The organism is Microcystis sp. LE19-84.1B (assembly GCF_027531875.1).
Lineage (GTDB): Bacteria > Cyanobacteriota > Cyanobacteriia > Cyanobacteriales > Microcystaceae > Microcystis > Microcystis panniformis.
In genome coordinates this window covers 1-14,635 of sequence record NZ_JAPZSR010000278.1, presented here as the reverse complement: position 1 = coordinate 14,635, position 14,635 = coordinate 1, and the positions used below count along the sequence as shown (strand labels likewise).

The 14,635-nt window shown below is 42.5% G+C and carries 11 protein-coding genes and 2 pseudogenes; 8 read left to right on the top strand and 5 right to left on the bottom strand.

Translation table 11 applies throughout. The features are described 5' to 3' along the window. Positions 1 to 135 precede the first annotated feature (135 nt). Positions 136 to 1,191 carry a Fe(3+) ABC transporter substrate-binding protein gene (locus O9324_RS15940; protein ID WP_002765688.1) on the bottom strand — a complete coding sequence of 352 codons (1,056 nt, stop codon included), beginning with the start codon at positions 1,189 to 1,191 and terminating at the stop codon, positions 136 to 138. 248 nt (positions 1,192 to 1,439) lie between these two features. Here O9324_RS15940 and O9324_RS15935 point away from each other — a divergent pair, with 248 nt between their 5' ends. Further along, positions 1,440 to 4,061, top strand: coding sequence for an O-linked N-acetylglucosamine transferase, SPINDLY family protein (locus O9324_RS15935; RefSeq protein ID WP_288140685.1), 2,622 nt, complete (start codon positions 1,440 to 1,442; stop codon positions 4,059 to 4,061). A gap of 127 nt (positions 4,062 to 4,188) precedes the next feature. Here the strand turns inward: O9324_RS15935 and O9324_RS15930 are convergent. Beyond that, a pseudogene (locus tag O9324_RS15930) lies at positions 4,189 to 4,332 on the bottom strand (IS30 family transposase); the annotation flags it as partial. Between the two features lie 187 nt (positions 4,333 to 4,519). Between O9324_RS15930 and O9324_RS15925 the strand changes: the two are divergent. From O9324_RS15925 to O9324_RS15915, 3 genes are all read left to right on the top strand, one after another. Next, entirely contained in the window at positions 4,520 to 5,326 is an 807-nt protein-coding gene (locus O9324_RS15925; RefSeq protein ID WP_288140684.1) for a creatininase family protein, read from the top strand. A gap of 698 nt (positions 5,327 to 6,024) precedes the next feature. Further along, complete coding sequence (gene ndk, locus O9324_RS15920; protein ID WP_288140683.1) at positions 6,025 to 6,474, top strand: nucleoside-diphosphate kinase; 450 nt, start codon at positions 6,025 to 6,027, stop codon at positions 6,472 to 6,474. A gap of 112 nt (positions 6,475 to 6,586) precedes the next feature. Then, complete coding sequence (locus O9324_RS15915; protein WP_288140682.1) at positions 6,587 to 7,960, top strand: HD domain-containing phosphohydrolase; 1,374 nt, start codon at positions 6,587 to 6,589, stop codon at positions 7,958 to 7,960. A gap of 1 nt (position 7,961) precedes the next feature. Here O9324_RS15915 and hpnH read toward each other — a convergent pair whose 3' ends face one another. Beyond that, positions 7,962 to 8,978, bottom strand: coding sequence for an adenosyl-hopene transferase HpnH (gene hpnH / locus O9324_RS15910; protein ID WP_002765700.1), 1,017 nt, complete (start codon positions 8,976 to 8,978; stop codon positions 7,962 to 7,964). 398 nt (positions 8,979 to 9,376) lie between these two features. Here hpnH and O9324_RS15905 point away from each other — a divergent pair, with 398 nt between their 5' ends. Together O9324_RS15905 and O9324_RS15900 are read left to right on the top strand one after the other, a co-directional pair. After that, complete coding sequence (locus O9324_RS15905) at positions 9,377 to 9,976, top strand: DUF1517 domain-containing protein (RefSeq protein ID WP_288140681.1); 600 nt, start codon at positions 9,377 to 9,379, stop codon at positions 9,974 to 9,976. Further along, entirely contained in the window at positions 9,933 to 10,865 is a 933-nt protein-coding gene (locus O9324_RS15900; protein WP_288140680.1) for a hypothetical protein, read from the top strand. Before O9324_RS15905 ends, O9324_RS15900 begins: the two co-directional genes overlap by 44 nt. 66 nt (positions 10,866 to 10,931) lie before the next feature. On the opposite strand, the gene O9324_RS15895 is transcribed toward O9324_RS15900, so the two are convergent. Together O9324_RS15895 and O9324_RS15890 are read right to left on the bottom strand one after the other, a co-directional pair. Continuing rightward, entirely contained in the window at positions 10,932 to 11,447 is a 516-nt protein-coding gene (locus O9324_RS15895) for a phycobiliprotein lyase (RefSeq protein ID WP_287627740.1), read from the bottom strand. A gap of 61 nt (positions 11,448 to 11,508) precedes the next feature. Further along, a complete protein-coding gene (locus tag O9324_RS15890) occupies positions 11,509 to 12,177 on the bottom strand; it encodes a HEAT repeat domain-containing protein (protein WP_288140679.1) in 669 nt (222 codons plus the stop codon). A gap of 383 nt (positions 12,178 to 12,560) precedes the next feature. Here O9324_RS15890 and O9324_RS15885 point away from each other — a divergent pair, with 383 nt between their 5' ends. Both O9324_RS15885 and O9324_RS15880 read left to right on the top strand, forming a co-directional pair. Further along, positions 12,561 to 14,093 carry a hypothetical protein gene (locus tag O9324_RS15885; protein ID WP_288140678.1) on the top strand — a complete coding sequence of 511 codons (1,533 nt, stop codon included), beginning with the start codon at positions 12,561 to 12,563 and terminating at the stop codon, positions 14,091 to 14,093. Positions 14,094 to 14,266: 173 nt separating this feature from the next. Beyond that, positions 14,267 to 14,629: pseudogene (locus tag O9324_RS15880) on the top strand (RpnC/YadD family protein); the annotation flags it as partial. Positions 14,630 to 14,635 lie beyond the last annotated feature (6 nt).

The following is a 14,635-nucleotide window of genomic DNA, read 5'->3' as shown; positions in this document are numbered from 1 at the left end:
ACTGATAACTGATAACTGATAACTGATAACTGATAACTGATAACTGATAACTGATAACTGATAACTGATAACTGATAACTGATAACTGATAACTGATAACTGATAACTGATAACTGATAACTGATAACTGATAACTTATTTCCAACCGGCGCGATTCATTACCTGTACTGCTTTGGCTAAATTAGGACCATAATTAGCCACACTAACGGTATCTTCTTTACCGCGTCCGAGTTTTGCTAGGAAAGGGTCTAAAGCAACCCCTGGAACGACGGGATATTCGCGATTACCCTTAGCAAAAAAGTTCTGTGCTTCATTGCTAGAAAGATACTCTAAAAATTTAATCGCCGATTCTCGATTGGGGGCGGTTTTAATTAAACCACCACCGCTAATATTAACGTGAGTGCCGCGGCCTGCTTGGTCGGGGAAAATTACGCCTACTTGGTCATAAATTGCCCGTTTAGCGGGGTCTTTTTCTTCGGCATACCCAGCTAAGTAATAGGTGTTAGCTAGGGCTAAATCGGCAATTCCTGCGGCGACAGCTTCGATTTGTGCCTTATCATTGCCCTGGGGTGGACGGGCAAAATTAGCCACTAATCCCCGACACCATTTTTCTGCGGCCGCTTCCCCTTGGATGTCGATTAACCAAGCAGTAAAAGATTGACTATAGATGTTACTGGATGACCGGGTGACGACTTTTCCTTTCCATTTGGGATTGGTTAAGTCTGCATAGGAATCGATTTCTCTGGGGTTAACTCTGTCTTTGTTGTACATGATTACCCGCAAGCGTTTACTAAACCCAAACCAGTGACCTTTGGGGTGACGCAAATGAGCGGGAATTCTTTGGGTAAGAATGCGGGAATTGACGGGGGCAAAAATTCCCTGTTGGTCGGCGCGCCATAATCTCCCTGCATCTACTGTCAGGAGTATATCAGCAGGACTATTGCTGCCTTCGCTTTTGATTCGTTCGATTAATGGGTCTGCTTCCCCTTCGACCAGGTTAATTTTTATTCCCGTTTGTCGGGTGAAGTTGTCATACAATCGTCGGTCGGTGTTGTAGTGACGGGAGGAATAGAGGTTTAATTGTTTAGTTTGGGCGGAAACTTCGTTTATTTTCCCTAATTGACCCACCGCTACCGCTAAGGTGGCTGTTCCCGCGCCTAGAAAGACTCTCCGAGTTATTTTATCGTTCATTGCTCGATTCTTGGCAAAGTTGTCTTTTCCTATTGTACAGCTATTGAGAATAATTCTTATCTGCGGTAGAAATTACTTGTCTGGCTAGGGCGGTAAATGGGGGAAAATACTGGTAAAATCAGGGGTTTTTGTGTAAATGAGGCTAATAAATCCTCGAATCTATCGCTAGTTAAATTCAATAAGCTTAAGATGTTACCTTAAGCTCGATCGAGGGTATTGTGGAATGAGAGCAACGAGAGTCAAAGATAATGATCAACAGCGATCACCAACAAGCGATCGAGCTAATGTTAGCATCGGGAGACCATAATCAATTATTGTTATTCTGTCAACAAGCACTGGCGGTTCATCCGGAAGTGACTGATTATTATCCCTATCTGGGATTAGCTTATCTGCTGCTAGGGCAGCAAGCAACAGCGCAAGAAATTTGGTTATTTTGGCTATTACAATCAGAGTCTAGTCAAGATTTAATTATGCTCCTCAAAAAAGAGATAATTAGAAATCTCGATTGCTGGCAGTTTGCCAAAGCTAAATTAATCTATCTCCAGGGGCTAGAATTAGAAGAAATAGAAGGGGATGAAGAGATAGAAAATTATGCGCTGACTGCGATAAACTCCTGTCTTCAAGAGGTGCAAGAGGCAATTAATCGGCGAGAATATACTTTAGCTGAGGACTTTTACTTAAGAATTTTATCTTGGCGTGAACAATGGGCTTACATCTGGCACGATTTAGGATACTTATACTATATAATTAACCGACTAACAGAATCTTTTAACTGTTTAGCAAGAGCCATTAACTTAGAGGAAAATCAAGCCTTATATCATTATACTATGGCCATGGTGCTAGAAAAACAATCACGTTTAGATCTAGCTTTATCAGCTTATCAAAAAGCGATTGATCTCAATGCTAATTTTGTCGATGCTTATAATAAACTGGGCAATTTATTTTATCGATTAGGGCAGCTAGAGTCAGCCGAAAAATTCTATCAGCAGGGAATTAATAGCCAAGCGGATTTTTATCCTTTTTATATCAATTTAGGCAATGTCTATTTAGTTAAACAAGCTTGGACAGAAGCAAAAAATGCTTATAAAACTGCCCAACAACTGGCAGGAGATAGACGAGAAATTAGTCAAAATCTCTCCCTTTGGGAAATCCTGCAAGCTGACCAACAAATTGCCGATATTTACTCAGGCAACTATTTTTATCAAAGAAAACTCTATCAATTAGCACTAAACTATTATCAAAAATTATTAGTAATTAAAATAGAAGATAGCAACTTTTATTTAAATTGCGCCCATTGCCATCTCATTCTCAAAGAAGAAAAACAAGCTTTGGAAGTGTATAAAAAAGGTATTAGCTATCATCCAAAAAATATTGATTTACATTTGCGCCTAATTTGGTTACTACAAAATAATTATCCGATCGAGGTAGCAATTCAAGCAACTAAATCAGCTTTAGAGTATCTTCCCGATCACCTATCTCTGAAGTTAGAATTAATGCGGTTAATGCCGATAGTTTACCCAACTCAAGCAGATATTATGCTATATCGATCAAACTACGAGAAACGGTTAGATAATATCTTGTCCAATCTTGATTTAACCTCTACTAATCAACAACAGGATGCTTGGAAAGGTATTGGATTAAGAACTAATTTTTATCTTCAATATCAGGCTAAAAATGATTTAGAAGTACAAAAAAAATATGGAAAATTAGTTTATAAAATAGCCTCGGTTAACTTTCCTAATTGGGTGAAAAACCTAACCATGCCTACGGGAAAAATTCGCCTTGGCTATATTTCTGCTCACTTGCGTCATCACACGGTAGCGAAACTGTTTCAAGGATGGTTGCAGTGGCGAAATCGAGAACAATTTGAAATTTATTGTTATGGAATAGATATTAATAACACCTTCGATAATTTTACGAGAGAATATCAAGAGCAAAGTGATTATTTTTATCAGTTTGATAATTTAGTTAATATGGAAATAATTGCCCAACATATTTTAGATAATCAGTTACATATTCTGGTTTATTTAGATATTGGTATGGATCCTCGCACTACCCAACTAGCAGGATTGCGTTTAGCTCCAGTACAATGTGTAACTTGGGGACATCCAATCACCTCAGGATTACCAACCATTGATTATTTTATCTCCAGTGAATTAATGGAACCCGCGGAGGGAGATAATCACTACAGTGAAAAATTAATTCGCTTATCTAATTTAGGTATTGCCTATCCCAAACCTTCCCTTCCTCCCCAGAGGAAAACTCGTTTAGAGATGGGATTAGCCGAGGATAAAATCATCTACTTAAACTGTCAAAGTTTATTTAAATATATGCCAAAAAATGACGATATTTTTCCTAGAATTGCTCGACAAGTTACCAACAGCCAATTTATTTTTATCTGCCATCGTAGCGAATTTGTGACCCATTGCTTTCAGTCGAGATTAAGTCAAGCTTTTAATAGGTATGGACTCAATTGGCAAGATTACGGGGTAATGATGCCACAGCTAGAACAAAATGATTATTTTCAGCTTAACTTATTAGCAGACATCTATTTAGATAACTTAAGTTGGTCGGGAGGAAATACCACCCTCGAAGCAATTGCCTGTCAGCTTCCAGTTGTTACCTGTCCCGGGGAATTTATGCGCGGACGACATTCCTATGCTATCTTGAAAAAATTAGGCATAACTGAGACAATTGCCACGGATAAAAATCACTATATTGAAATTGCTATCCGTTTAGGTTTAGATAATCAGTGGCGACAAACAATCAAAGATTATACTACAATGAATATCGATACAGTATTTAACGATCAAACCTGTGTAAAAAGTCTAGAAAAATTTTATCAATCTGTAGCAGGAGAGGATAGATAAAACTTTAGGGATACATAGGGTTTGCGGCAAAAAGTTTGTTGGGGTGTGGGGTATGGGGAAGAAAACCAGATAAAGTTGATTTTGTCAAGGATTTAAGATGCTCTTACCCTGGGTTTAATCCTCTTTACCAAAAATGATAAGGATTAGCAAAATAAAAATCTGCTCCTAGTTTCTGACTCAACTCTTGATGTCCACAAAATTCTTTGGCCTTGTCACAAAGGTCGGTTTTTCTTTTGTCAGGGGGAATCTCTTGGAAAAGTTTTTCGGTGACAAGGGTTGATTTCCGATGCGCTCCGCTTCGACTCTTTCTTTTTCCTCGTCTGGCCCTATAGGTATTCTTGATGCTCTCCACAGTCTCGATAGTTGACGATTGGCCACCTTGCCAAGAATTAGTGATAAAATTACCATATAAACAGTAATTTTTACCCCAAGCATAATCCCTCACCCCCAATAAAATTATGATGCACGGTTTTATTCCCCCACATCGTTATTTTCCCTATCTTACTTGGACTGATATAGATTCAATGCCAAATAAGGAAAATGTGGTAATTATTCAACCCATCGGTGCGATCGAACAACACGGACCCCATCTACCTATTGCCGTCGATGCTGCCATTAGTTTAGGGGTTTTAGGCAAAGCTTTCGAGAAATTAGATAGAAACATCGCCGCTTTCGCTTTACCCTGTCTCTACTACGGAAAATCTAACGAACATTGGTCTTTTCCCGGTACGATTACCCTCTCGGCAGCAACCTTATTAACGCTTATTCAAGAGATAGCTGAAAGTCTCTATCGTTCGGGTTTTCGCAAGTTAGTATTAATGAACTCCCACGGCGGACAACCGCAAGTTATGGAAATTGCCGCTAGGGATATTCATCAACAATATCCCGATTTTTTAGTATTTCCTTTTTTCACTTGGCGAGTTCCCCACAATGCGGCTGAATTATTCTCGGAATATGAATTAGAATACGGTATTCATGCAGGAGATGTGGAAACTAGCATGATGTTATCATTGCTGCCAGAACAGGTAAAAATTGAGCGCGCCGTCCGAGAATATCCCCAAGGTTTGCCAGAAAATAGTTTGTTAACTATGGAGGGAAAATTACCCTTTGCTTGGTTAACTAAGGAATTAACTAAAAGTGGAGTGATGGGAGATGCTACTAATGCAAGTAAAGAAAAAGGCGATCGATTATTAGAATCCGTTGCTAATGGTTGGGTACAGGCGATCGCTGATGTTTATCAATTCCGTCAACCGAAGTTATATTAATAAAAGATTAATTAGAGTTGTTAATAAGCTGTACTGCATTAAAACTGCCTATTGTTAATTTTAGTACCAAGGATAAAAATCCCTCTCACTTCGCCTTTGATTCGGGAATTTGCTCACGATATTTCCTGAGCATAAATAGAGTAAATTTTAACCAGATAAGAGTAATTTTTTCCATAATTATTAATCTCAATTATCAGTTTTATCCCTGAGGTTTTAGAAATTTTGTCAACGGTGACAAAAAGAAAAGAAACGACATTTTTTACCATATTTTTTCTGGGGGATAAGAATCGAAAACAGAATCAACGTCTAGGATAATTAGGGGCTGCTGAATAAATCTAAAAACCTTGTTGGATAAGGCTTTTAGCCTTTTTTTTCCTCAAAAAGTGCCGACCATTGGAGGTATCGGGGGTAAAATTCCTGGACTTTTTCCCTGAAAATTAGGTAACTGACTACCCCAAAATCGGTAAAACCCTACACCCCCCCGACCCCCCCGATGTCGGGGGGGCAGGGGGGGGCAGGGGGTAGGGGGGGCCACACCCCACACCCCACGAAAAACTTTTTGCCGCAAACCCTAGCTAAATCGGACAGCAAGCTAACTCAGCAATTGAAGCGAAAATTCTGCCATTCTCTAGGATGCCATTCCGGGTTAATCTGGGTTTCGGACGCAATTTTTCGATGACTAAATTTTAAGAGGCAGTATGGAACGCACTTTCTTAATGATTAAACCCGACGGTGTGCAGCGCAATCTGGTGGGGGAAATTATTCAACGCTTTGAAACTAAAGGTTTTACGCTGGTTGGGTTGAAAATGATGCAGGTTTCTAGAGAATTAGCGGAAAAACACTACGCTGTTCATAAGGAAAGACCCTTTTTCCGTTCTTTAGTCGATTTTATTACCTCCTCCCCCGTGGTGGCCATGGTTTGGGAAGGAGAAGGAGTAATTGCCTCCGCTAGAAAAATTATTGGCGCCACTAATCCCCTCAATGCTGAACCGGGTACGATTCGCGGTGATTTTGGCATTAGTGTCGGACGCAATCTTATCCATGGGTCCGATGGTCCAGATACCGCCAAAGATGAAGTTAGTCTCTGGTTTAGCGATGCGGAATTAGCTAATTGGACTCCCGCAATCACTCCCTGGGTGTTAGAATAAACCCCTTTGAGGCAGTCAGGAGCCGGTCGTCAGGAGACAGGAGACAGGAGATGGCTTTTATTTATTCTCTCCTCTCCCCTTTCCCCACACTCAACCCCTAATCTTGCAACTTATGACCGTAGAATCCAGCTTACAACAGTTAAAAAGAGCTTCATCGGGACGATTACCCAGCAGTTACGGGGTCTATTTTAAGAATACCCTTGTGGCTCTCTGTCATGCTCTTGAAGATCATATCTTGCAAACTAGCAGCCCAGACAGTACAAATAAACCACTGGTTTTAGTCACCTTTCAACAGGGAAAATGGTATTTACAGGAAGCTGAGCGCTATTTAGATATTGCTCGCTCTTCTCGTTATATTGCGATCGCCGCCGTGGCCGATAGTGGTTTTTCTGAGCATAAAACCGGCAGTTTAGAGAATGTTTCGCTAGTGAACTTAGATAATAGCGATAGTTTGGTGAATGAGTGGAATTTAATCATTCTTTCCCCCGATTACGCCTCTATGGTACTCTGTCATGAGTTATCCCCGGAAGAATACCGGTCCGATAGTCAACCCCAAATAGACACGGAGCGAAAATTCTACGGTTTATGGACATTCGATCGCGATTTAGTCGAAAAAGCCGCTAGGATCTTAATTGAGCGTCTGCATCCTTATAATCCCAGTCTAGCGGCCGATTTAAGCAGACAACAAGAAGAAATTAGTCAAAATATTAATCCCATTCCCACGGATTTAACCGGAGTAGTCTCTCGCATTGTCACCTATCTGCAAACCAGTCAACAGCAGTTAGTCACCGTCAGCAGACAAGCGCGAGAATTAAGCGACTTAGAAGGACAAGCATCCCGTTTGAATAAAAATTTAGCCGCTAATAAACTGCAAGCTTTTCTAAGAATGGCTCAAAAAGTCGATGAAAGAGATATTGATAATCCCCTCGCTTCCCTACAGGTGGCCGCTTTAGCGGAAATGTTAGGACAATTGCTCGATTTACCCACCCTGAGATTACGACGCTTACGATTAGCTGGTTTATTATACCGCATCGGTCTGGCGGAGGCTCCGATCGAAGTTTTTAGACAGCGTTCCAGTCAGTTAGAGGGAGCAAATGCGTTATTTTGGCGGGATAGATCGGTGTTAGGAGCGCAATTACTCGCCACTATGCCCGAATTAGCTCCAATTCAACAGATTATTTACCATGAGTTTGAATACTGGGATGGTAGCGGCGTTCCCAACGGCTTAAAAGGGGAAGAAATCAGCCTAGAGTCGCGAATTTTAGGATTATCAGCCTATTTTCAGGAATTAACTCAACCGCGAGGCGATCGACTAGCTCTAGATTTAGGAGAGTCCCTAGAACGTTGTCAAAATTATAGCGGGATTCGTTTCGATCCCGCTTTGGTAGAAAAATTAAGTTCGGTAATTCGTCTGTGCGAAATGGGATGGATGCAATTACCCGATCGCCCTAGTCAAGTCCCCGCCGTCTGGTTAGAATCAGTTTAGATTAGACTCCGATGAGACTCTGCATGGCACGTCCCATATTAGCCGGTTTAAAAGCTGCCATGGCCGCGGTCGGTTCATAGCCGCAATGTACCATACAATCGGCACATTGAGGATTGCCACTGGCCCGACCGTAGTTATCCCAATTGGTTTCTTCTAAAAGTTCCCGAAAGCTTTTGTAATGTCCTTCGTTGAGCAGATAACAGGGTTTTTGCCATCCTAAAAGACTATAGCTAGGACTACCCCAAGGAGTGCATTCATAGTCCTGTTCACCGATGAGAAAATCGAGAAAGAGAGGATTATGGTTAAAATTCCACTTTTTCCGGCCTGATTTCCAGGGTGAGAGAATTTCTCGGAATAAAGCTCTGGTTTGCTCCCGTTTTAAGAAACTATCTTGATCCGGGGCCCACTCATAACTATAACCGGGGGAAATCATCATACCATCGATGCCCAAAGTAGCGAGAAAATCGAAAAATTCCTGCATTTCTTGCGGTTCTGTGCCTTCAAAAACCGTGGTATTAGTAGTAACCCGAAAACCTCTCGCTTTCGCCGCTTTAATCCCTTGTACTGCCTTATCGAATACTCCCTCTCGATCCACACAGCGATCGTGATGTGCTTTTAAACCGTCCAGATGGACACTAAAGGTAAGATAGGGTGACGGAGTAAATTTATCCAGGCTTTTCTCCAATAACAGAGCATTGGTACAGAGATAGACGAATTTTTTTCTGTCCACTAACCCCTTGACAATTTCATCGATTTGTGGATGTAAGAGTGGCTCGCCCCCGGGGATGGAAACCACGGGAACCCCGCATTCTTCCACCGCTGCGAAACATTCTGCCGGGGTGAGATGATTACGGAGAATTTCCGGGGGATGTTGAATCTTACCGCAGCCAGTACAGGCTAAATTACAGCGAAATAGGGGTTCTAGCATTAAAACTAAGGGAAAACGCTTTTTTCCTGCTAGACGCTGTTTCAAGATATAGGAAGCAACCACTAAAGCTTGTTGCAGTTGGACAGCCATTTGCTCACACCAAAAGGATTCTAAGTCATTATAGACTGTTAACAGGACATCAAGGCATAGAACCCTAGAAAATGGCAAAATAAATAAAAGCTGAGGGCTTTTTTGGCTGTTTACTTGATTATCGGATAGATTAAACCCCTTGCCTGATTAAATCCTATCAGTTATCTGTCTTTTTAGCTAAGTAGGTAAGATGAACGTAGGTTGGGTTGAAGCATGAAACCCAACGCCCGATCATGTTACGCTACCGCTAACCTATCCTACAAATAATTGTGCCTCCCTACTTATCAGCTTTTATTTATCCGATTAATTAGCCATTATCACCTTGATCTAGCTGATGGCTTCAAGACTACTGACTCCTAACCTTAACGACAATTTTTGATTTTTACCAGAGGTCTATTATGAGTTCTTTAGGCGATCGCTTTAAGAAATTTGCGGGTAAAACTCGCTATGTGGTCTGTCGCTTATTTTTGCATCTCTACGGCCAAGAAGTCGCACCCCTGATCGGTATTCTTAATCGTACTGGCCGAGAGGCGATCGATTCCGAAGGCGATTTAGAGGTCATGGGAGAGGGTTTAGTAGAAATTTGTCAAAATCTGCTGCAGATGAACCTCTATTGGTTTTCTGTGGCTAATGAGGGCGATATTTTTTGGAGTGAGGGGGAAGCGGGAGACTACGTTAACGAACTGTTTACCGATTCCGCGGCCAGATACTTAAGTGAATCGGTGTCTGGGGAAGTGGGGGAAAACGAACCCTTAACTTTACCCGTCACCGATAACTTAGTTGTTATGATCACAATAGCCTTCGAGGGTGAGAGTGCTGCCTTAGAAACTAGCCTAGCCGATCGAGAGGCCCTGGAAGATGGTTTAAAATCAATAATTAACCTTCACTACCAAGGTCGGCTGCGTGCGATTCAGGTACATTTTTCTCCTGCTCAATTGGGGGATGAATTGACCAATGAGCAACTATTACTCAATTTCCCCGAATTACTGCCTTTATAGTCTTAATTTTGCCCTTATGCTGCGCCAAGTAACGACAATCTTTTTAATTCTTACCCTTTGTTGGACAACGGTGGCCTGTGGTTCCTCGTCAAATCAAACTCAGTCACCGTCAGCTAATAACAGTAGTGTAAGACGAGAATCCAATCAGGTTAGTAGCGGTCGCTACGAGGTGCAACAAGCTACCTACGATGACGGAGATGGCACTTATACCTTAATGCTGTTAAACACCCCTGCGGGGACTTCTCCCCTCTTTCGCACCACTAACCTGCAAATGGCTAGATTAACCGAGGAGGACATTGCTAAAGGGGAAAAAACCGCGGTAGAAATCAACGGTGATCAGGCTACCCTGTACATGACCGAAGATTTTAAAATCGAGTATGTCCATAATGTCACGGAAGTGCGGAACAATCCCCAAACCGGACAACAGGAAACCGTGGTGATTCGACAAGAATCGAGTTTTTGGAGTCCTTTTTTCGGTGCTGTTGCTGGTCAAGCTTTGGGTAGTTTGCTCTTTCGTCCTCAATATTACGTTCCTCCCCTCTATACTCCGGGGGGTGTGATGACCGGTTTTGGTGGTTACGGTTCCACCTATAATCAGGCAGTGGATCAATACCGGACTAAACATAATAGTCCACCTCCGGCAGTCAAAAACCGGCAAACTCTCCGTTCTACTGGCAATTTACGTCGTTATCCCAGTAATACTACCTCTAGTCCCAATCGCAGCACCACCACCACCACAAAACCCAGTGGTTCCGGTTATGGTTCCAGTACCCTGAAGAATTCGGGTAAATCTGATAATGTCAAACGTTCATCTAGTTTCGGTTCCTCCGGTTCCCGTCGTACCCCTAGTCGCAGTGGTTTCGGCAGCAGCAGACGTGGCCGACGTTAGGAGGATTTGACTGGAGTGGTGGAAGATTAACCCTGTCTTCCCCACCTCAGACATTGGAGATGACAACTACTTAGTAGCAACCATTTTGCGAATTTCCGAATAGAAAACCGTCTGGCGATCGCCATTGTCCGACTGGATAATACTGGTACGCAATCTCAGATTAGGACTAGCAAACCAGATTCTTTCTTCGATACGATGGTGATTATCCTCGATGGTTAAAGTTAAAGCTTGATCGCTTCTGAGATGATATTCTCCCAGTGCTGCCGATTTACCGTCCGATGTGATTAATTTTCCTTGCCAAGGATTCTCTGAGGGTAGCCAAACTAAATAGCTAGAACCGATTTTTTTCGGTTGTCCATAGTCCACGGAATTATCCCAAGTCGCTTTCCATCCCCCTAGACTGGTCTGGGACTGACAGTTATTTTCTAAACATAATTGCACCACATCGGCAGCATCGGCAGCCAGCAAATCGATGGTGATTTCTGCTTTATTATTGGCAACTTTTTGGGCAGCTAATTGATAACTGGTGCGCTGAGAAAACCATTTACCCGCACAGAGATTAATAAATTCTTGAATGTCCATGAATGGCTGTAGGCAAAGATCGATCGCTCTGAAAGAATAGATTATTTATTCTATCCTATCCCTAGACCTTGGCCAATTTTTGCAAGGATAAACGGGCAGCTTCGCGCACTTGTGGATGTTCGTCCTTGACCAAAAAATTTAAGGCTGCGATCGTTTTTTCCGCCGGAAGATGGCCTAAAGCTTCCGCTAATCGCTGCCGGATTAACCAGTCATCGGAGTTAACAAAGGTTAAAAGCTTCTCGACGGTTTCCACTGCTTTGATTTCCCCAAGAGCGGCAATAGCGGCCTGTTGAATAACCGCTTCGTTACTATCGAGAGCCGATAATAACACCTGTTTAGCCCGAATATCGCGCAAATTGCCCAAAGCGACGGCAGCACTGAAGCGGACTAACCATTGCGTGTCTTCGTAAAAAGCCCGTTGTAGGGGTTCAAAAGCGCGAATATCTTCTAAATAACCTAAGGCCCCCGCAGCATCGGCGCGAATGCCATAATCGGCATCATTGGCTAACAAATCCACCAGGATAGGAAAGCATTCCTCGGTTTGTTTGACTCCCAAAGCAAAGACAGCCATCGATCGCACTGGCAGCATTTCATCATAAAGGACTTTTTTGATCAAGGGTACAGCTTCCTCTGGGGTCACTTCTCGCAGGGATGCCAAGGCCAGCAGACGGTCTTTAGAGTTGCTACTTTCTAACTGGAGGGCAATGTTTTCTATATCAGGCTTACTCATTTTTGTCAACTACTTGTAATATTTCTTTAATTCTAACGCAATTCTTGGCAATTCAGAAACGAGAGTGGGGAAAGGATTTCTTGAGGATTTCTTAAGGATTGAGACGAGGGTTGACTTCCTCCAGGGAACTATAATTTAAGTATGGTAATACGATAAATGCTAGGCTTTCTGATAGATTCAGCGGGCGTTGGGCTTCGGCCGTGAGCTCAGCCGAACGGTTTCATGCTTCAACCCAACCTACGTTCATCTGATAGATTCAGGAAAAAAATATAAAGCCCCACTCCCCTTCAGGTCAGCGAGGTTGAGATTAAAAAAAACAGATAGCCTAGGGCTAATTAGCTTGTCTAGCCGCAACTGCCACACCTAGACAAGCAGGGGGTGTTATGGTGAAACATCAAGTTTTTAATACTGGTTCTTTGACTCTAGACACGGAAAAAGAGCAGCTCTTTGTGTCCGTGACTCCAGACTATCAAAAAGGCCCCGGCATTCAACGGGATGGTATAACTGCTCCCAGAATGCGGGATCCTCATGCAGTGGGGGATATAACTATTCCTCGACTTGGGCAAATTGCTATTCCTGGCCTAGACTCTACGACCAATGCTTACGAGCAGAGAGCGGGTACTTGGACACTTTATCATCATCTCAAAGAATTCTGCGATCAGCGAGGACAGGATTGGCTAATTATTGGCGCCCAAGGTTGTGGGGATCTAACGATGAATCCGTGGCATCTTGCCTATCTTGGCCCTAATTACTACATAAAATCCTTGCAAAATCAATTATGTGGAATGTTTCTCCCCGGAGACCCGCAAGAACCGATCGATCGTCGCATCTATCGGTGTTTGGTCAAATGGTGTGATGCTATGGCTACACACCTCGGCCATCGTTATGAATTTTTGGATTTAAGATTTATGGCTGGAGGCGCAAATATAATACAGATGAACGATCCGAGGGTGGCTCGCAAATATGATGCTTTTTTAAGAACGCTACCGGGATACGATGCTAATTTACAGAATATCGCCCCATTTTTAGAGTTTGCCCTAGCGGGAAAAACTATTATTCAACAAGGTGATGTGGTTCCCCTATTTACTGCTATCGATCGATTCCAAGATGTACGCCATGTTTTTTGCCTGCCTTATGGAATTCCATGTGCGGGGAGTTTTATGGGGCGGGCTATTGGTAAAATTAACTTGGGGGAATATCAACTCTACGGCGATTTGAATGCCAGGCGTGCCGCTTTAAACGGACCGATTATCGTAGAAACTCAATTAATTTCTCCCGGTGGTTTTCTGAAAATCAGTCTGGGTAGTCCTGCTGTCGCAAACGAGTTGATGCGAAACAACTTTAGACCGGTTGGTGTTTCTCCGCGCCGGGCGGGAGAATATTTTCCTTACCCCGGAGGAGATACGGTAGAGATTTACTTTCCCAAGAACATCTATCCTTTCGGAATTTTGGGAATGTCCGGTCAAAGAATTATCTGTTTTGCTTCCTCGGGATTAGGGGCAAGAATCGGCAATACTCTAGAAGGGATTACCCTAATTATGAGCGATGGATTCAGTGCGGAAGAAGCGATGGTTTTAGATGAAGGATTTGACGTTTTTCAAATGATCAATCCCATGAAAGATGATCATGCTTTCACTTATACCAACAATGATTTATTGGATAGAGTGTTAGCTTTTACCTACGATCAAATGCTTCTAGATACGGCTGCAAGCGTTAACAATCCGGTTAATGGTCCCGCACTAGGTGGAGACATGAGACAATGGCCTCTCAATCAAAATTTATTGGATCAAGTGGCAAATAATTATCGGGTAGGAGGGTTAGCTGGTCTGGGTTATACAGATATCTTTCCGGTCGGGTTAAGTCGCTCGCAAATCAGAAGTATTTTGATTGTTGCTGTCCGAAAAAATCCCCAATAGGGAGATTCAACCCGGTGCATCTTGATTTTGTAGAAATACCTAGGGTTTGAACAAGCCAATTGGCGCTCGCACTCTCGGCACCGTTCCGCTTACCTTATTCGCTAAAAAGCATACAGGATAAAGGTAACAGCAATTTTAAAACCCTTCCCTTAAAAAATTAAGCAAACAAAGAGTTATTACCCTTTGCCGTCCTCAGCAATACTGATGACCCCGAACAGGTGTTAAGTCAGGTGTCCCGTTCTCTAGAAACTATCTCCAAAAAACAGGTGCAAAGCAATCTCGCTGCCGCTACCAGTATTCTCGCCGGGTTAGTATTAAATCGAGAGACGATTAAAAAAATCCTTCGGAGTGAGATTATGAGAGAATCCGTCATCTATCAAGATATTTTAGAGAAAGACAGAGAGGAAGGAGCATTAACCGCTAAATTAAACTCTATTCCCCGTTTATTTGCCTTAAAATTGAGTGTAGAACAAATTGCCCAAGCTTTAGACTTAGAAATGGAACAAGTACCACAAGTCATTGAGGGACAAAATTGAGTGAAA